The sequence below is a fragment of the Oceanobacillus sp. CAU 1775 genome, from assembly GCF_054482815.1.
On record NZ_JBTLRO010000010.1, the window covers coordinates 64,669 to 84,499 of the forward strand.

General features: G+C 36.7%; 17 protein-coding genes, 1 pseudogene and 1 riboswitch. Of the genes and pseudogenes, 15 read left to right on the plus strand and 3 right to left on the minus strand.

The genetic code is table 11. The features are described from left to right. Positions 1-50: 50 nt before the first annotated feature. The 8 genes from cdaA to ACXYMZ_RS14775 all read left to right on the plus strand — a co-directional run bounded on the left by cdaA (position 51) and on the right by ACXYMZ_RS14775 (position 10,108). The gene (gene cdaA, locus ACXYMZ_RS14740; RefSeq protein ID WP_458949164.1) at positions 51-869 is read left to right on the plus strand and encodes a diadenylate cyclase CdaA; all 819 of its coding nucleotides are present in this window, start codon (positions 51-53) and stop codon (positions 867-869) included. Continuing rightward, positions 862-2,088: a CdaR family protein gene (locus ACXYMZ_RS14745; RefSeq protein WP_458949165.1), complete on the plus strand. Its 1,227-nt coding sequence runs from the start codon at positions 862-864 to the stop codon at positions 2,086-2,088. The genes cdaA and ACXYMZ_RS14745 overlap by 8 nt, the downstream gene beginning before the upstream one ends. Before the next feature lie 95 nt (positions 2,089-2,183). Then, positions 2,184-3,533 (plus strand): phosphoglucosamine mutase, encoded by a 1,350-nt coding sequence (gene glmM / locus ACXYMZ_RS14750; protein WP_458949166.1) that lies wholly within the window; start codon positions 2,184-2,186, stop codon positions 3,531-3,533. 199 nt (positions 3,534-3,732) lie between these two features. Further along, positions 3,733-5,523, plus strand: coding sequence for a S9 family peptidase (locus tag ACXYMZ_RS14755; RefSeq protein WP_458949167.1), 1,791 nt, complete (start codon positions 3,733-3,735; stop codon positions 5,521-5,523). Positions 5,524-5,587: 64 nt separating this feature from the next. Continuing rightward, positions 5,588-5,772, plus strand: a riboswitch (cobalamin riboswitch). 262 nt (positions 5,773-6,034) lie between these two features. Next, positions 6,035-7,030, plus strand: a complete 996-nt coding sequence (locus ACXYMZ_RS14760) for an ABC transporter substrate-binding protein (protein ID WP_458949168.1) — start codon at positions 6,035-6,037, stop codon at positions 7,028-7,030. Next, positions 7,020-8,045: a FecCD family ABC transporter permease gene (locus ACXYMZ_RS14765; protein WP_458949169.1), complete on the plus strand. Its 1,026-nt coding sequence runs from the start codon at positions 7,020-7,022 to the stop codon at positions 8,043-8,045. The genes ACXYMZ_RS14760 and ACXYMZ_RS14765 overlap by 11 nt, the downstream gene beginning before the upstream one ends. 4 nt (positions 8,046-8,049) lie before the next feature. Beyond that, positions 8,050-9,528, plus strand: coding sequence for an adenosylcobinamide amidohydrolase (locus ACXYMZ_RS14770; RefSeq protein WP_458949170.1), 1,479 nt, complete (start codon positions 8,050-8,052; stop codon positions 9,526-9,528). A 1-nt stretch (position 9,529) separates the two neighbouring features. Further along, positions 9,530-10,108 (plus strand): cob(I)yrinic acid a,c-diamide adenosyltransferase, encoded by a 579-nt coding sequence (locus tag ACXYMZ_RS14775; protein ID WP_458949171.1) that lies wholly within the window; start codon positions 9,530-9,532, stop codon positions 10,106-10,108. 42 nt (positions 10,109-10,150) lie between these two features. On the opposite strand, the gene ACXYMZ_RS14780 is transcribed toward ACXYMZ_RS14775, so the two are convergent. Beyond that, entirely contained in the window at positions 10,151-10,747 is a 597-nt protein-coding gene (locus tag ACXYMZ_RS14780; protein WP_458949172.1) for a pyroglutamyl-peptidase I, read from the minus strand. A gap of 143 nt (positions 10,748-10,890) precedes the next feature. Between ACXYMZ_RS14780 and ACXYMZ_RS14785 the strand changes: the two are divergent. From ACXYMZ_RS14785 to ACXYMZ_RS14800, 4 genes and pseudogenes are all read left to right on the plus strand, one after another. Continuing rightward, positions 10,891-11,421: pseudogene (locus ACXYMZ_RS14785) on the plus strand (GrpB family protein). Between the two features lie 38 nt (positions 11,422-11,459). Then, the gene (locus ACXYMZ_RS14790) at positions 11,460-12,134 is read left to right on the plus strand and encodes a metallophosphoesterase family protein (protein WP_458949173.1); all 675 of its coding nucleotides are present in this window, start codon (positions 11,460-11,462) and stop codon (positions 12,132-12,134) included. A gap of 292 nt (positions 12,135-12,426) precedes the next feature. Next, positions 12,427-14,076: an SLC13 family permease gene (locus tag ACXYMZ_RS14795; protein WP_458949174.1), complete on the plus strand. Its 1,650-nt coding sequence runs from the start codon at positions 12,427-12,429 to the stop codon at positions 14,074-14,076. A gap of 190 nt (positions 14,077-14,266) precedes the next feature. Further along, positions 14,267-14,587, plus strand: coding sequence for a DUF3870 domain-containing protein (locus ACXYMZ_RS14800; RefSeq protein ID WP_458949175.1), 321 nt, complete (start codon positions 14,267-14,269; stop codon positions 14,585-14,587). 38 nt (positions 14,588-14,625) lie between these two features. Here ACXYMZ_RS14800 and ACXYMZ_RS14805 read toward each other — a convergent pair whose 3' ends face one another. Both ACXYMZ_RS14805 and ACXYMZ_RS14810 read right to left on the minus strand, forming a co-directional pair. Next, complete coding sequence (locus ACXYMZ_RS14805; RefSeq protein WP_458949176.1) at positions 14,626-15,819, minus strand: acyl-CoA dehydrogenase family protein; 1,194 nt, start codon at positions 15,817-15,819, stop codon at positions 14,626-14,628. Then, a complete protein-coding gene (locus tag ACXYMZ_RS14810) occupies positions 15,809-16,960 on the minus strand; it encodes a CaiB/BaiF CoA transferase family protein (protein WP_458949177.1) in 1,152 nt (383 codons plus the stop codon). Before ACXYMZ_RS14810 ends, ACXYMZ_RS14805 begins: the two co-directional genes overlap by 11 nt. A 245-nt stretch (positions 16,961-17,205) precedes the next feature. Between ACXYMZ_RS14810 and ACXYMZ_RS14815 the strand changes: the two genes are divergently transcribed. From ACXYMZ_RS14815 to ACXYMZ_RS14825, 3 genes are all read left to right on the plus strand, one after another. Then, on the plus strand, positions 17,206-18,102 hold the full coding sequence (locus ACXYMZ_RS14815; protein ID WP_458949178.1) for a sensor histidine kinase: 897 nt from the start codon (positions 17,206-17,208) through the stop codon (positions 18,100-18,102). Between the two features lie 13 nt (positions 18,103-18,115). Continuing rightward, positions 18,116-18,811, plus strand: coding sequence for a response regulator transcription factor (locus tag ACXYMZ_RS14820; RefSeq protein WP_458949179.1), 696 nt, complete (start codon positions 18,116-18,118; stop codon positions 18,809-18,811). A gap of 83 nt (positions 18,812-18,894) precedes the next feature. Beyond that, positions 18,895-19,830 carry an ABC transporter ATP-binding protein gene (locus ACXYMZ_RS14825; protein WP_458949180.1) on the plus strand — a complete coding sequence of 312 codons (936 nt, stop codon included), beginning with the start codon at positions 18,895-18,897 and terminating at the stop codon, positions 19,828-19,830. Position 19,831: the final 1 nt, after the last annotated feature.

A 19,831-nucleotide genomic window follows, 5' to 3' on the forward strand; every position in this document is an offset into this window, starting at 1 on the left:
ATATTCAAATAGCGATATTATTATTTTTTATTATTAAAGGATGTGTAACCATGCTCGATGGGGGATTTGACCTTCTCAACTTACTTAGAATAACTGTAGATATAGCTCTCATCTGGTATGTACTATATAAACTGATGATGCTTATTCGTGGCACGAAAGCAGTTCAATTATTAAAAGGTATTGCAGTTATACTTGTTATTTGGTTGATTAGTATTGCTTTCGATTTACAAACGGTTCGTTACTTTACGAATCAATTTCTTCGTTGGGGTATTATAGTTATTATCATTTTATTCCAACCAGAATTGAGAAGAGCTCTTGAACAATTAGGGAGAGGAAGTATTTTCTCGAGAAATACGAAATCTAAAGAAACGATTGAACACCATGTAGAAGCAATCGTTAATTCATGCATGTATATGGCAAAACGTCGAATAGGTGCACTTATCTCTATTGAAAAAGAGACAGGAATCGGTGACTATGCAGAAACAGGTATCTCAATAAATGGGAAACTTACACATCAACTATTAACTAATATTTTTACACCAAATACTCCACTTCATGATGGAGCGGTTATTATTAGAAAAGGTGAGATTGTCGCAGCTGCATGTTACTTACCACTATCAGAAAGCCCGTTTATCTCTAAAGAATTAGGAACGAGACACCGTGCTGCGATGGGGGTCAGTGAAGTAACAGACGCCCTTACACTTATCGTTTCTGAAGAGACTGGTGCGATATCCTTCACATTAAATGGTGAATTACATCGAGATATTACTAAAGATGCATTAACTGAAATTCTAACAGAGCATCTCACACTAACTCCATCATCCTCTGATAAAAAAACGAAGAAACGGGGGGTGGGCAGTAATGGATAATTGGTTTCAAAGTAAATGGTTTATTCGAGTATTGGCTCTCGCGTTCGCAGTAACATTATTTATCTTTGTTAACGTGGAATCTAATTCTACAACAAACGACTCCTCTATTCCTGGGAGAAATAGTCAGTTACAGCGACTTGAAGATGTGCCAGTAGATATTCGGATAGATTCTGAAAACTACGTTGTAAGTGGTATCCCTGAATTTGCGACGGTTTCATTAGAAGGTACACCTTCATCCTTGATGCCGACGATATTAAACCGTAACTTCTCTGTTTATGTGGACTTAAATGGCTATGAAGAAGGGGAGCATACGGTAGAACTAGAACATGACTTTAGTGATGATATCCGCGTATATATTGAACCAAAAACAATAGAAGTTACCATCGAAGAGCGGGCAAATGAAGAGTTTCCAATCACGGTTGACTTCTTAAATGTGGATCAATTACCAGATGGTTTTGAAATAGGTGAGTATACCCTTGATCAGTCGACGGTGACAGTAACAACCTCAAGAAATATTATGGAACAAATTGGTGTTGTTAGGGTTTATGTTGATGTAGGAGGGCTGGATACTTCCATTACTAATCGAGAAGTGCCAATCAATGTCTATGATAGTCAGGGAAATGAATTGAATGTGCGCTTGGATAGAGAAACAGTAGTCATCTCTGTAGAAATTTTAAACCCAAGCAAAACAGTTCCAGTAACAGTTGAAACGACAGGTGAGTTACCAGATGGCTTTTCTCTTATTTCCACTTCTGCTAATCTAGACGAGGTAGAAATCTTTGCGAGAAGTGAAATACTTGAAAACATTTCTGCGATCACCACAGAAGATATTGATCTCTCGGAAATTACCGAATCAGGCACTTACGAAGTTGGACTAGCATTACCTGAAGGTGTAATTACCGAAGAAATGGTAACAATTGATGTAGAGGTTGAAGTTGAAGAGACGAGAGTATTAGAATCTATGGCTATTGAAGTGGATGACCTTGATGGCGACCAAGAGCTAACCTATTCTACACCGGCAAATGGTGAAATGGATCTCACGATAATAGGAAATCAATCGCTTATGAGTGGATTGACTGAAGATGATTTTCGAATTTATATTGATGTAGGAGATTTAGCGCCAGGTCAACACACAGTTCCGATAGCAATTGAATGGGATGAAGTTGAGGATATAACAGTAACAGCCGAATATGAGCAAGCTGCAATTACTATTAATTAAGTGGGATGTATTTGTAGCTTGAACGAATCGGAGTTAGAGGCAGTAGAAGTAAAGGTAATTTAACTGCATCTAACCACGATAAAGGAGAGGTTTTAATGAAGAAATATTTTGGAACAGACGGTGTAAGAGGGGTAGCAAACAAAACCCTTACACCTGAGCTCGCATTTAAACTGGGGCGTGTTGGTGGATATGTTTTAACGAAAAATACAGATAGACCTAAAATACTAATTGGAAGAGATACTCGAATCTCTGGACATATGTTAGAAGGAGCACTCCTCGCAGGATTGCTTTCTATTGGGGCAGAAGTCATGCGATTAGGTGTTATTTCTACACCAGGAGTAGCTTACTTAACAAAAGCAATGAGTGCAGATGCGGGAATTATGATTTCAGCTTCACATAATCCAGTTGAAGATAACGGAATTAAATTCTTTGGAGCAGATGGCTTTAAGCTGACAGATGAACAGGAAAGAGAAATAGAAGCCTTACTAGTCGAAGAAGAAGATAATCTTCCACGTCCAGTTGGAGCGGGTGTTGGTACAGTGACTGCCTATTTTGAGGGTGGTCAAAAGTATCTATCTTTCCTTAAGGATACAATTGATAATGATTTCGAAGGCATTTCAATCGCAATAGATTCCGCACATGGTTCGACATCAAGTCTTGCGACACATCTGTTTGCTGACTTAGAGGCAGATATTTATTCGATTGGTTCAACACCAAATGGTTTAAATATTAATGATGGCGTAGGTTCAACTCATCCGGAGGAATTACAAAAGCTTGTATTAGAAAAACAAGCAGATATTGGTTTAGCTTTCGATGGAGATGGGGACCGTCTCATTGCTGTTGATGAAAAAGGACATATTGTTGATGGCGATCAAATAATGTTCATTTGTGGAAAATATCTGAAAGAAAAAGGCTTATTGAAACAAGATACAATCGTTTCTACAGTAATGAGTAACATTGGTTTTTACAAAGCTGTAGAAGCAAATGGTATGCTAAGTGAAAAAGCTTCTGTAGGTGACCGTTATGTAATGGAAGAAATGCGTAAGGGTGGCTATAATTTAGGTGGAGAACAATCAGGACATATTATTTTCCTTGATTTTATAACTACAGGCGATGGCTTACTATCAGCGCTTCAGCTTGTAAATGTAATGAAGGAAACAGGTAAGCCTTTATCTGAGCTTGCAGGAGAAATGAAAGTGTATCCTCAAGTATTGAAAAACCTTAAAGTAGTTGATAAGAATGAAGTACTTACAAATCCTGTCATTCTGCAAGAAATAGAAGCGGTGGAGAATGAATTAGGTGAAGATGGTCGAGTGCTTATTCGCCCTTCAGGTACAGAAGAGCTTGTACGCGTAATGGTGGAAGCAACTACGGTTGAAGAGTGTCATCAGTATGCGGATAGACTTGTTGCACTAATTCAAGAAGTGTTAGGAATTAAAGAATAAAAATATAGAAGCTGTATGGATAAAAAATTTCCATACAGTTTTTTTATGTTATTTTATCCTCCTTAAGACGGAGATTACTTCAATCGGCGGTTGGTTATGTAAGAATGTTAGTAGATGTATGATAGAGTTATATCTTTGATAATAGTGAAAAGTGAATTATACTATTATTAAGAATTCATATATTTCAAGGGGGATTTTCATGATTAACTTTCCAAAACCAACTGTAGAACAATTTTTCCGCACGTATGTGATAAGTGACTTTGAAGTAAACAAGGATGAAACAAAATTAATTTTTAGTACAAACTTAAATGGCAAGGTGAATTTATGGGCGATGGACTTACCAGATAAGTTTCCGTATCTCTTTGCACAAAAAGACGAATCGACTGCCTTTATCTCTTTTGATCCAGAAGGCCGTTATGTGCTAGCAGGATATGATAAAGATGGAGATGAAAACCATCAAATTTATGCATTACCATATGAAGGTGGTCTGCCACAGCCGTTAATAACTGGTGACCCTGAAGAGAAATATTTCTTCTCTCATTTAAGTGAAGATGGAAACAGACTATACTATGCAACTTCAGAAGGAAATCCTTCATTTTTAAATACACGTATGCGTAACTTAGAGGATGGTACAGATACATTAGTATATGAAGGAAAAGATGCTCCAACCAATCTCTCTGCTGTCTCCGAGGATGAAGAAACATTTGTATTTTCACAGGCTCTGGCAAATACATATGTAAAAAGCTTTGTGAAAAAAGGAGAAGAAATTCATAATCTTGTACCTGACCCTGAGAAAGTTCATGTGGCAGGCGTGCCTGTATTCACAGATAAGAATACGCTTTACTTCTTAACAGATTATGAAAGTAATTATACTTACCTGGCAAAATTTGATTTGAATGATCATCAGTTTACGAAAGTACTAGAAATTGAGAAGGAAAGTATCACAAATATCAAATGGGCAAAAGAAGCGAAGAAATTTTACATTGTTACGGAAAAAGGTGTAGAAGATTATCTTTATCAGTTTGAACCTGAATCTGAAAAGCTAGAAACTTTAACTGGTCCAACAGCTATGCTTGATAAATTGGTTGTTTCAAAAGCTGGGAGTTTGTATGTACTAGGTCGTTCAGCAACTGTTCCATTTAATATTTTCAAAAGCGCGGATGGTAAGGAATGGGAGCAGCTTACAAACAATAACGTACTTGGTGTAAAAGAAGAAGATATGGTTGATCCAGATGTTGTAACTTATACTTCTTATGATGGTATGGAAATTGAGGCATTATTATTTAAAGCGAAACCAGAATATGATAATGGATATACAATTCTATGGCCGCATGGTGGCCCTCAAGCTGCGGAAAGAAAAATGTTCCGTTCGATGTTCCAAAGTTTCTTAAATCGTGGGTATACTATTTTCGCACCGAACTTCCGTGGAAGTACAGGTTATGGTTCAGAATTTGTGAAATTAGTAGAACGTGATTGGGGAGAGGGACCAAGACTAGATAATATTGCAGGTATTGAATGGTTATTTGACCAGGGCATTACCGATCGCGATAAGCTTTTCCTAGTTGGGGGAAGTTATGGAGGATATATGGCACTACTCCTACACGGTCGTCATCCAGAATATTTCAAAGCTGTAATTGATATCTTTGGGCCTTCTGATTTATTTACCTTTGTTAATTCAGTGCCAGCGCATTGGAAACCAATGATGGATCGTTGGGTAGGGGATCCTGAGCGAGATAAAGAGAGATTTATTAAGGATTCACCAGTCACCTATTTAGAGACGATGACGAAGCCAATGCTTGTGATTCAAGGAGCAAAAGACCCGCGTGTTGTCAAAGCAGAATCAGATCAAATCGTTGCGAAGCTTAAAGAAAAAGGTCGTGACGTGGAGTATATGGTACTTGAAGACGAGGGACATGGTTTCTCTAAAAAAGAGAATGAAATCAAAGTATATGAAAGTATGCTAGATTTCATGGAAAAACATCAACACTAATCGAGCAATTTCGATTATAGATGACATTATTTCAAAACCAAGGTATGATAGTTAATAGACAATTTCATATTCAAAAAGAATAGTCGATTTCAATGGAGAAATCTAATGGGGAAGTTGGTGAAATTCCAACGCGGTCCCGCCACTGTAATTGCGAGCGAGCAGAAAGATACCACTGTACAATGTTTGTATGGGAAGGTTCTGTAAGCGATGAGCAAGAGCCAGGATACCCAACTATTTTATTTTACGCCTAATTCTACGAGGATAGTAAGGTGAGTAGGTTTCATTATAGCCTATTTATTAGCATCTTCATTTCGTATGAGGATGCTTTTTTGTTTTTTTGAAATGGTTATGTTAATGCATTTTGTTGTGGTTTCTGCTATTAAAAGTTAAGAAGAGTGTATTTCCGAAGCGGGTCTTACCTCTAACCACAAAGAACTTTAACTCCACCTTTCAATAAAATCCTTCGTATGCGTTTGAAGTGAATGTCGAAAAATTGAGGGGGGAATAGAAAGTGAAAAAGTTTTTACAAGTATTTATTTTAGTTTTATTATTAGGATTTTTGATTGGATGTAGTGATGGCAATGACGAAACAGAAAACACTACACCAGAAGAATCAACTGGAAGTGAAGTTGTTGAAACGGATGAAAATGATGAAGCATCAGCATTCCCAGTTACCGTGACAGATGCTATTGGAAATGAATTCACTCTAGAAGAAGCACCAGAGAGAATCGTTACACTTTTACCAAGTAATACAGAAATCGTCTTTGCTTTAGGGCATGGAGATAAGGTTGTAGGAGTCTCTGACAACGATAACTATCCAGAAGAAGTACTGGAATTAGATAAAGTCGGTGGAATGGAACTAAATGTAGAAGTAATCATTAGCCTCGATCCAGATATTGTATTAGCACATGAGTTAGGAACGAACTACTTCCAAGAGGCATTTGAACAATTAGAAGCAGCAGGTATTGATATTTTTGTTGTAGCTGATGCAAATTCTATTGATACAACATACGAAACGATTGAAGATATCGGTGAAGTAATTGGTGCAACTGCAGAAGCAAATGAATTAGTAGAAGAAATGAAAGCAGACTTTGCGGAAATTACAGAGATTACATCTGAAGTAACGGAAGAAGATCGCAAAACTGTATTCTTTGAAATTTCACCTGCGCCAGATCTATATACATCAGGACAAGGTACTTTTCTTCATGAATTTTTAGAGTTGAGTAATGCAGAGAATGCGATTGATATGGAAGGATGGCCAGCAATCGACCCTGAAGTCATTATTGAATTAAACCCAGATATTATCATGACTACTTATGGAGATTATGTCGAAAATCCAATTGAACAAGTTACTTCAAGAGATGGGTTCCAATCCGTTGAAGCTGTAAAAAATAATCGTGTATATGATATTGATGCTGATGCGGGAACACGTGCGGGTCCTCGTTTAACAGAAGGTGCAAGAGAGGTAGCAGAAGCGATTTACCCGGAGCTATTTGATGGGCAGTAATGTTTTAAAGTATACGACTTCCATACTGTTTTTAATCGGTGCAATGCTTACGGCAATCGCAATTGGAAGTGTATCTGTTCCAGTGCTAGATATTATTAAAATTATTGGCCAAGAAGTATTCCGTTTGCCAATTGCTAGTAATGTGGAAGAGATGTATGTGAGTATTGTTTATGAAATTCGTTTGCCGCGTGTTATTTTAGCGGGACTTGTTGGGGCTTCTCTAGCGATTGCTGGAGCAGCCTTTCAAGGCTTGCTTAGAAACCCCTTGGCAGATCCGTACATACTTGGTGTATCTTCTGGTGCCTCAGTTGGTGCTGTGTCAACATTGTTTTTTAATATCACTATTCCTGTTGTAGGAATGTACACACTCCCTGTTATGAGTATTTCTACAGCAATGCTGACGATTGTAGTTGTTTTATTCTTTGCTAAAAAAATCGACCGGGCAATGCGAGTGGAAACGATTATACTTACTGGGATTATCTTCAGTGCATTTCTAGGTGCTTTTATTTCTTTAATCATCGCCCTAACAGGAGATGAATTACAGCAAATTATTGGTTGGCTACTTGGGAGTGTCTCCATGCGAGGCTGGAGCTATGTTGGAATTATTTTGCCATTTTTAATTATAGGTTCTTCTTTGTTGTTAATGAATACTAGGGAATTAAATGCAATGTCTTTAGGTGAAGAGCGTGCACAGCATTTAGGTGTTGATGTAGGAAAAAGAAAAATGATGATTTTAATTGCAGGATCTATTTTAACAGGAGCTGCAGTTGCTGTGTCTGGAATGATTGGATTTGTTGGGCTTGTGATTCCCCACTTGAATAGAAAATTATGGGGGCCTGATCACATTCACTTACTGCCTTTATCCATTATTACTGGTGCGGGGTTTTTAATTCTTACCGATTTGCTTTCAAGGTCGATCATCTCACCACAAGTTCTACCAATTGGCGTCATCACGTCATTAGTTGGTGCACCAATTTTTGCATTGATACTTGTTAGACAAAGGAAAAAGGGGTGATAGGATGCTGAAGGTGGAAAATATTTCCGGTGGATATGATGGCCAAGAAATTGTTAAAAATATTAGTCTTCATGTGGAAAAAGGTGAATTCTTCGGTATCTTGGGCCCAAATGGTAGTGGTAAAACAACATTAATTAAAATGATTAGTGGGTTACTTGGACTACAACAAGGCTCTGTGAAGATTGATGGAATGAATATAGCAAATTTAAATCAGAAACAACTTGCTAAGAAAATTGCTGTTCTTCCTCAATTATCGCCTCAAGTTTTTCCATATACAGTAAAAGAAACAGTATCTCTTGGCAGGTATGCTCATCACCGTGGCCTTTTTCAAACATGGTCAAAAGAAGATGAAGAAATTGTTCAAAGAATAATGCTTCAAACAAATATAAGTGATTTTCAAGATGATACAGTAATGGAGCATTCAGGTGGGGAACAGCAAAGAATATTTTTAGCTCAAGCGCTTGTCCAACAGCCTGAAATTTTACTCCTTGATGAACCGACGAATCACCTTGATTTGGCTTATCAAAAGGAACTTCTGGATTTATTAAGAACAAATGCCAAGCAAGAGGGATTAACGGTTGTCGCAATTCTTCATGATGTAAACCTTGCTAGTTTATATTGTGACCGTTTGCTATTGATGAATGAGGGTGAAGCGCAGATGATCGCTAATCCAAATGATGTTCTTTCAGAAGAACAGATTCAGCGGGTGTACGGAACGGCAGTCGTAAAACAACCGCATGCAGAGATTGCTAAGCCGCAACTTCATTTATTACCAGGAAAAGCTAGAGAAGCGGAAGCGACGAACTATAAAATTGATGCTCAAGCATTGTCATTTACGGAAGAATATATTACTCTACATGCAGAAAAACCTTTAAAGACTGTTTCTTCAGGTGTTGTAGGAGCAGGCTTTGGCTGGTATAGTTATTTTGTAAATAGACATGTAGATGAGCATTATAATTATGTTGATCATCGAAAAGAAATGCGTGATTATTTGACTGCGGAAGGATTTAATCCTTCGCAAACAGTTGGAATGATGACTGCTGTTCCTTTAGAAGAAAATAGTCATCGGCTCTATGAAGGAAATGGTTTTTCAATTTTAGTTGTCGTTACAGCTGGAGCAGGAAATGTAGTTGATAGTACAAGAACAAGTATGTTGATGATGGGGCCAGTAAAGCCTGGAACGATAAACACATGGATTTTTGTGAATGGTCGATTAACAGATGAAGCTTACATTCAATCTATCATTACAGCAACTGAAGCAAAAGCGCAGGTCTTAAGAGACTTGAATATAAAAGATGCCCAGACGAATACGATTGCTACAGGGACACCGACAGATAGTATTTTAATAGCTGCAACCCAACAAGGGCGAGAATTGAATTATGCGGGAACTGCAACAGAGCTAGGGAGCTTAATTGGAAAGGCTGTTTATCAAGAAATGAAGCAAGCCATTCAAAATTATTTTAATCGAAAAGGGAGAGATTGAAATGCGACTTTATACAAGGGCAGGAGACAAAGGGCAGACAGCTTTAATCGGTGGAAAAGCTAGTAAAGATGATATTCGAGTAGAGGCATATGGTTCAATTGATGAAACAAATTCATTTGTAGGACTCGCTGTATCGTATCTTGATAAAGAGTTATTTAAGGATATTTTAGAAGACCTTGAGAAAATCCAACATGAATTATTTGATTGTGGAACAGAGCTTTCGAACGTATCAAAAAAAGAACGCCCACATGAACTTTCAGAAGATATCATTACATATTTGGAGGAGCGCATGGATGTCTTAATTGACGAAGCACCTGAATTGGAACGTTTTATCCTTCCTGGTGGTTCACAAGCTGCAGCAGCTCTACATGTTGCACGAACTGTTGCTAGAAGAGCGGAAAGACAAATTGTAACGCTTTATCATAGTGTTGAAAGAATCAATCCTATTCCATTAAAATATATGAATCGACTTTCGGATTATTTCTTTGCGGCAGCCCGAGTTGCCAATGCGCGTCAAAAAATAGCTGATGTTGAGTATGAGCGTAGTGCAAGAGTATTCCGAGGGACAAATAAGAAATAAAAAATAGTGAATCTCCATTGTAAAAGATGGGATTCACTATTTTTATAAGGATTTAATGGAAATACGTATGGCTTTTATTAAATCTGCATCAGACCAACTTGGTATATTACTTTCTAATGCAGTGGCATGTGAAGCGGGGATATGTATAAAACCTGCTGGAATGTCTATTTGATTTTTAGCAAGATAATGTAATCCACGATACATGATATTATTATAAAGATATGCACCAGCTGTGTTAGAAATAGTTGCAGGCAAATCACTTTTCTTTAAGTTTTCTACGATTTCGCGAATGGGTAATTTGCTAAAGTAACCATCAGGACCATTCTCTACTATTTTCTCTCCGTTTGGCTTATAACCTTCATTATCTTCAGGCCCATCATTACAATTAATTGCAATACGTTCTGGTGTAATTTTATTCCTGCCAGCTGCAAGGCCAAGTGAGATTACAGCATCAGGTTTATGTTTATCAAGTAAATCGATAAATGAATCACCTGACTGATTAAATATGACAGGAAGAACCTCACCGATTATAAGATATTCATTTATTTCCTCTTGATTTAGTGTTTCTACTATTTTCTCTGTTGGGTTTATTGGATGCCTTAAAAAAGGTTCAAACCCAGTCAAGAGTAGCTTTTTCATCTAATAGACCTACTTTCAATATCAGCTATTTCCTATATCTATTATAGCATAGGAACTTTTTCATTATAAGTCTATAATTTCGGAATATTTTGGAGTAGCATAGTTAAGAGAATGATATTATTTTTACAATGGGAGTGGACGCGATGAAATTAGGACTAAGCCGTGATGAAGTAAAAATTGTTGATTATACAGAAGAGTGGAGTGTAGAATTTTCCCGTATAAGGCAGGAGCTAATTGAAAAAACAGGGCTCGACGGAAATCGAATCGAACATATTGGAAGTACAGCGATTAAAGGAATGGCAGCAAAACCAATTATCGATCTTTTAGTTGGTGTGGATGATCTAGAACAGGTAGATAAAACATTCTTTAAAGATATAGCTGATGTGGGATTTTTACGCTTGAGGGTGGAGCGGCCTGGTGAAATTGTACTCGCAAAATTTACAGATGAAAGGTATGAGATAAAAACCCATTATATTCATCTCACTACATATTAAGGCGAGCTTTGGAATAATTTACTCTTTTTCAGAGATTATCTACATGCCAATGAAACTGCGAAAACAACCTATATAAATTTAAAATATGATTATTTAAAGCACTCATCCACAGGAATAAAAGAATACACAGATTCCAAAGAAGCATTTGTTAATAAGATTACTTCAAAGAGGATTTCGTAAATATAGAGTAAATTAGAAAATCAGGTGGGGAATTATAGATGAGAAGAACATTAGTAATTAGTGACATTCACGGTGAACTAAAATTATTTGAAGAGTTGCTTGAGAAGGTAGCCTATGAATCTGAAAAAGATCAACTGATTTTATTAGGAGATTATGTGGACCGAGGACCGAACTCGAGGGGTGTTGTTAATCGAGTCATTGATTTAAAGTCCCAAGGTGCTATCGTTTTACGAGGAAACCATGATGAGATGATGGTTGGTGCTGTAGATAATGAACCAGGAGTTAGAGAAAGATGGGAAAGAAATGGTGCGATTTTAACCCTACAAAGCTATGATCCCTCAATAAATAGCTTCGAATTTCCATCCACAGATGAATTTAAGGAACATATAAAATTTCTTAGAGAACTAGATTACTACTATGAAACAGACACACATATATTTGTTCATGCTGGTGTAGAACCGGGCAAGCTTATGGAAGAAACAGATCCACACACATTTGTCTGGATTCGTGAGGAATTTTATAAGCATTATGATGGGGAGAAAACGGTAGTATTCGGACATACACCAACATCTTTAATCCAAGGTAAGGGCAAACATGGTGTTTATTTTGGTAAAAATAATATTATTGGTATTGACGGAGCGGCAGCGTATGGTGGTAATTTAAATTGCTTGGAATTACCGAGCCAAAAAGCTTATTATACAAGAAAAAAATAATGTGTCTGAATTTTGATTTAAATAGTGATGTCTGAAAAAGAGTTGCGACAATTAAATTTTAGCCTCAAAAAAATTAGATTTATTTTACTCTAATTTTTTGAGGTTTTTTTATCTATGTTAGATAAATACTCTACAGTAAAATGAGAGATTGTTATATTACAGAATAAAATTCCTTGAATAAAATCTTAATGACCCTTTATATAATCACTTAACAACTATTATATAACAGCTTGCGTTAAGTAGAGAAAGCACTTATAATCTTATTAAATATAAAATGAAGGTAGGTAACATCATGATTAGTACAACATGGAATTGGCTTTGGGATAAACACGATCAAGTGAAAGACATTTTTCGTTTCTTTGTGAAGCCAGGAGAAGCGATGGAGAAACAAAAGGGGAAAAATCCTGATGTTACAAAAAGCGGCTATGGAGGCAAAGATAATGGTGGCAAACGACCATATACTGCTGCTCAGATAACTGGACTTATTTTAGGGCCATTATTATTTTTTATTATATATTTCTTTGTTTCACTTGAAGGATTATCAAGTGAGGGACAAGCAATTCTAGCGAGTACCGTCTGGATCGCAATCTGGTGGGTAACCGAAGCGATACCTATACCAGCAACTTCGCTTCTGCCCGTTATTTTATTTCCTTTATCTGGTGGTTTGGAAATGGGGCCAACGACTTCAGCATATGGGAATGGAACAATATTTTTATTCTTGGGTGGATTCGTTCTAGCGTTAGCTATGGAAAGATGGAATTTGCATAGACGAATTGCCATTAATATTATCTCTGTTATGGGAACAAAGCCGGACCGTATTGTATTAGGATTTATGGTTGCAACAGGTTTTCTTTCCATGTGGATTTCCAATACTGCAACTGCAATGATGATGATACCTATTGGTTTAGCGATTATTTATCAAGTACAAGATACTTTAAAGGATGATCCAACCGTTGACACATCACAGGGCAACTTCTCGTTTGGTAAAGCAATCATGCTTGGAATCGGGTATTCGGCTTCCCTTGGTGGAATGGCGACGTTGATTGGAACACCACCAAACGCGATATTGGCAGGTGCTGTGAAAGAACTTTTTGATTATGAGATTTCTTTTGCAGGTTGGATGTTATTTGGAACACCATTTGCTTGGGCATTTATTTTTCTTGCTTGGTTTTATCTAACGAAATTTGCATTCCCTACAAAACTGAAAGACTTACCAGGAGGGAAAGCAATTTTTGATGAAGAAAAGAAAAAACTTGGAAATGCATCTTATGAAGAAAAGGCTGTTTTTATCGTATTTACCTTAACAGCACTTGCATGGATTACGCGTACATTTGTCTTAAATGAAATTAATGAGAATATCGACGATACGATGATTGCAATTATCGCTGCTTTAGCTTTATTCTTAATTCCGGCGAAGAGTGATAAAGCTAGTCGTCTTATGGATTGGTCAGCCGCTGTAAAATTACCTTGGGGAGTATTACTTCTCTTTGGAGGAGGTCTAGCAATTGCAGCTGGATTTACGACTTCTGGACTTTCTGAATGGATTGGTTCGCAACTTAATGGATTACAAGGCGTTCATATTTTACTTATTATTTTCGCGGTTGCAGCATTAATACTTGCACTAACTGAAATCACATCAAATACTGCTACAGCTACAATGATGTATCCTATTATGGCAGCACTAGCTTTAGCATTAGATGTACATCCACTAGTGCTCATGGTTACAGCTGGTCTGGCTGCATCTTGTGCATTTATGCTTCCGGTAGCTACTCCACCGAACGCAGTTGTTTTCGGTTCGGGATATATTAAAATATTGGATATGGCAAAAGCAGGTTTCTTACTAAATATTATTGGAGTCTTCCTAATAACAATAACTGTTTATTTCTTGCTACCTCTAACTCTAGGAATTGATATAAATAGTTTCCCGGATAGTTTTAAATAAAGGAAAAGAGATGTTGCTAAATAAGAGCACATCTCTTTTTTATGCGTAATAATAGTTAATAAGCAACATTTCATTTTAATACTCATTCTGGTACACTTAATTTACTGAATAAATTGATAAAGGAGAGAAGTAATGTATTTCTTTGGATATTTAGTTAGAGAAATCTCTAGTAGTATAGAGGAGGATGTGTATGAATACCATTTTTATAGCTGGGCATGCTCGGCTCCCATCAGGGATGGCAGCGAAAAGCATTTATGAAACCTTAACAATAACAGCTGAGATTGACAAAAAATATGGGGTTATTGTTACTGCGAATTGTACCCTAGCAACTGATCATGCTGTTGATTATATTCAACAGTTATTTCGTGGCTATAGTCTTCGAGATGGAATAGAAGAACTTGTACTGCAGGTGGAATCTCATTATATGGGGAAAGCAGGAGCTGCAATTATTTCTGCGATAAGAGATTTATATAAACAGTATGAAATTCATAAAAATAATATGGAAATTTAAAAATACGAACTCTTCATTTAAGAGTCCGTATTTTTAAATTAATTACCTTCCCAAGCGGGTAACATCTTATTAAGTTTTTTATCTTCGCGGTAACCTAGTACATATTCTGCTTGCATGATCGTATGAATTTCCCTTGTACCTTCATAAATCACAGGTGCTTTTGAGTTTCGTAAATACCTTTCTACGGGATATTCGTCGGAGTATCCATAGGCACCATGTATTTGCATGGCATCGTCAGCTGCTTGATTCGCAAAATCACATGCTTGCCACTTGGCTAATGATGTTTCTCTTGTATTTCTTTTTCCTTGATTTTTCAACTCTCCAGCCCGGTAAACAAGCAGGCGACTCATTTGTAATCCAGCTTCCATTTTTGCGATCATTTGTTGTACAAGTTGGTGCTTTCCGATTTCTTTGCCGAACGTTTCCCGTTCATGGCAGTATTTTACACTGGCCTCTAAGCAGGCAAGAATTTGCCCAACAGCTCCTGCCGCAACTGTGAATCTTCCATTGTCCAGTGCTGACATGGCTACTTTAAAACCTTCTCCTTCTTCACCGAGTAAGTTTTCTTTAGGGATGTTTACATTATCGAAAAATAATTCTCCTGTATTACCTGAACGAATGCCGTGCTTTCCTTTAATTGCTTTGGAAGAAAAACCTTCCCACTCGCGTTCAACAATAAAGGCTGAAATTCCTTTATGCCTTTCGGTTTTGCTTCCTGTATAGGCGAAAACTAAAAAGTTATCTGCTACATCGCATAGTGAAATCCATGTTTTCGATCCATTTAGTACATAATAATCTCCCTCTTTGATTGCGGTAGACTGCATTGCTGCGACATCTGATCCAGCAGCCGGTTCGGTTAAAGCAAAAGCACCAATCTTTTCGCCTTTTGCTTGCGGTACGAGGTATTTTTTCTTTTGTTCCTCCGTTGCCCATTGTAATAAGGTCATGCTGTTTAGGCCGGTGTGAACGGATACTGCTGTACGAAAAGCTGTATCTCCTCTTTCTAGCTCTTCACAAACAATCGCAAGTGAATTATAATCCATGCCGCTACCACCATATGCTTCGGGGATACACACTCCCATTAAGCCAAGTTCAGCAAGCCTCGTTAAAATGACTGGATCAAATTTCCCGTCCCTATCCCAATCGGCAATGTAAGGCATAATCTCTTTATCTGTAAAACTTCTAACTGTTTCTCGAATCATTTTTTGTTCCTCGGTAAAGTCAAAATTCATTCTCTTCATCTCCTAAGATCTCTTTATTATGTTCACCAGCGATTGGTGGATGATGCCTTAAAGTAACTGGTGTTCTTGAGAGTTTTAATGGACTTCCAATCATGTTGATTTTTCCTGCGGTTGGGTGTTCTGTCGAGAGGAACATCTCTCTGGCAATAAGCTGTGGGTCTTGTATTACTTGATCTATCGTTTGAATCGGACCACAAGGAATATTATTTTCCTGGCATTTCTGATGCCAAAAGTGTGTCGGTTGTTTTGAAAATTCTTCTTGCAATAAAGGTACGATAATTCTTCGATTTTTTACACGTTCTTCATTAGTTATGAATCTTTCATCTAAGCTATATTCAGCTTTACCCAAAATAGTACAAAGCGCCTTAAATTGCTTATCATTCCCTACTGCGATTACAAGTTCACCATCCATCGTTGAGAAAGTTTGATAAGGAACAATGTTTGCGTGTTGATTACCGAGTGGCTTAGGAATCTGACCAGACATTAAATAATTACTGCCAATATTTACGAGGGAGCTTACAGCCGTATCATATAGTGAGATATCTAATTTTTGCCCCATGCCTGAGAGAGCTCTTTCCAATAACGCACTCTGAATCCCGATGCATGCATATAAACCAGTTAAAATATCGGTGATCGCAACGCCGAATTTTTGAGGTCCTGATTTCTCATCACCATTTATACTCATTAATCCACTCATTGCTTGAATGATAAAATCATACCCTGGTAAATCTTGATATGGTCCAGTTTCACCGAATCCAGTAATACTACAATAAACAAGACGAGGGTTAATTTCTTTTAGAGTTTCATAATCAAGTCCGAAGCGCTCCATTGTTCCGGTTTTAAAGTTATTTATTATAACATCACTTTCAGATACAAGTTCTTTAATCTTTTCAATTCCTGTCTCTGATTTTAAGTTAATCGTGATACTCTTTTTATTGCGATTAGTTGATAGATAATAGGCGCTTATACCATTCTGAAACGGTGGCCCCCATTGTCGAGTTTCGTCACTTCCACCATGTGCTTCAACTTTTATCACTTCCGCACCAAGGTCTCCAAGTATCATCGTACAATATGGTCCTGCAAGTACACGTGATAAATCAAGTACTTTGATCCCTTCTAATGCACCAGCCATCTATATACCTCCTTTCTAAAAAATAAAAAGCCAGCTCAAATTATTTACAGTCTTCCCTGTAAAATAATAAGAACTGGCTTTTATCTGTTGATGCAGTTTTGGATGAAACTGTGAACAGACTAGGCAGTAATTTAATTAATTTAAGTATACAATCTTCAGAATAAATTGCAAACATTATTTTTTATTATGTTATATTGTGAATATGGCAAGGGCTTCATAAATTAAACCTAAGGAGGAGATACTCCATGTTAGTTATTGTCATTTTATTATCTAGACTACTCATTCTTCAATTGATTTATATACTTTATTATAAACGACAAATAAAGGATGTTGGAGATCAGTTAGCTTTTGTTTTTAAGAACGATTCCTTGAAATTTATTCAAACGCAAATCAAACCAAAAGAGCTTTCTCGGCTAATTGATTTATGCAATGCCATGCTTCAGCAAAAGAGAGAACTTAATCGAGACTTTATTCAAAAAAGTGAAGAAATCAACACAACCATTGTAAGCCTTTCTCATGATATTCGTACACCTATCACGTCGCTTGATGGTTATCTTCAGTTAGCAAAAGGTACTGAAGAACAAACGGTAAAAGCGAAATACATAGAGCTTGCAGAATCTCGAATAAAACAGATTAATACACTTGTTGATGAGCTCTTTTTATATACAAAACTACAGAATCCAGATTATTCATTAGAGATCGAACCATTAGCAATCGTGAATGTATTGAAGAAATCGCTTTTTTCATTTATAGATGACTTTGCTCAAATAGAAATGGAGCCGAATCTTAAAGTAAGAGAATCCATAATTGAAATAGCAGCGAATCGAATTGGATTGGAAAGAGTTTTTGAAAATATTATCAAAAATTATTTTGTTCATGGCGTAGGGGAGTTACATATCGCGGACGAAGAAGACGAAGGAAATATTCACATCCATTTTACAAATAAACTCAAAACCAATAGTCAACTCGACTATAATAAAATATTTACTAGATTTTATAAAGAAGACCTTTCAAGAACGGCTCAATCTTCGGGACTTGGCCTTTCTATTGTAAAGTCATTAACAGAAAAAATGAATGGCGAGGTTAAGGGTGAATTAAAGGATAATCTTTTTTGTATAACATTAAGCTTTCCAAAAGTCTAAAAGGAGAATACATATGCAAACGGAGACACAACCATTGAAAATTCTAATTGTTGAAGACGATGAGCATATTAATACAATCGTTTACGACATCTTAAATAAAGAGGGCTTCAAATGCACACAGGCTTACTCTGGCAGTGAGGGGATGATGCATGTACAACAAGGAAAATATGCACTCATCATTTTAGACCTTATGCTCCCAGGTCTTTCGGGTGAAGATTTTATGAAGAAATTAAGAAAGGAAAGGAACGATCAAACTCCAGTAATTGTGTTGTCAGCAAAAGAGAAACTTGATCATAAATTGAACTTATTCGAGCTCGGTGCGGATGACTATATTACAAAGCCTTTTGAAGGAAAAGAATTGCTTGCGAGAGTGAACGTTCATATTAAAAGAAATTCAAAAAGTGAAGAAACCACTTCATACAGACACAAGGATTTAATATTAGAAACAGAAACGATGCGTGTCATGTTAAAAGGACATGCTTTAAGTCTAACAAGACAAGAATATAAAATAATTGAACTTCTTTTAAAAAATCCGAGTCGTGTTTTTACAAAACAGGATATATACGAGCTGGCTTGGAACGAAACCTATCTCGGTGAAGATAAAACGATTACGGTACATATCAGCAATATCCGCAATAAAATTAGGGCCCATACAGAAGAACCATATATTGATACCGTTTGGGGAATTGGCTTTAAATTGAGTACATAAATGTTCTTTGAACTTTCTTTATATTTGCTAAGCGATGTTTTAACTATTTTCCTATAATCTAAAAAATGAGAGGAGGGAATTCTATGGCGAATAAAATTATTGAAGTAAAACAATTAACGAAACAATTTAAGGAAAACAGGGCGGTATATAAAGCAGATATTACCATTACAAAGGGTGAAATCTTTGGTTTGATTGGGAGGAATGGTGCTGGGAAATCCACGTTATTAAAGATGATTGGCGGGTTAGTTCATCCCACATCTGGTGAAATTCGCCTATTTGATGATGCTGTAAAAGGAAATCATGCTTATTTTGAACGGATGGGATTATTGATTGAAAGTCCAGGATTTTTCCCTGCCTATACTGCTTACAAAAATTTGGATTTGATTGCTATTTCATATGGAATAAAGGATCGTAAGAAGCATATTAATGAAATGCTTGAACGGGTAGGTTTAGATAGTAAAAATCATTCGAAGGTAAAGGATTATTCCATGGGAATGAAGCAGAGACTTGGCATTGCTGCTGCATTAATGGGAAGTCCAGATGTATTGATTTTGGATGAACCGATCAATGGCCTTGATCCACAAGGAATTTCTGAGATTAGGGAATTAATCCTAGACTTAAATAAGATGGGAATCACGATATTGATTTCTAGTCATATCCTTGAAGAATTATCGAAAGTGGCGACGAGGTATGCAATTATCAATAATGGTGAAATTCTAGAAGTTATTTCAAAGGAAGAATTATTAATACAATGCGAAGAAAGAATTGAATTGGAGGTTGATGAAGCAAAACTTGTGACACCAATTTTAGAGCGGGAGTTAGGTATCCTAAATTACAAAGTTTTAAATGATCAATTCATTCATATTTATGATAAGCATGTGGAAAGCAAAGAAATCATTAACATGCTCGTTGAAAAAAAGTTAGCAGTTCATTCCATTCAGAAGAATAAACAAAGCTTGGAGCAGTATTTTTTAAAGCGAACTGGAAAAGCAGGTGATCCTCTTGTTAAATCTTCTTAAA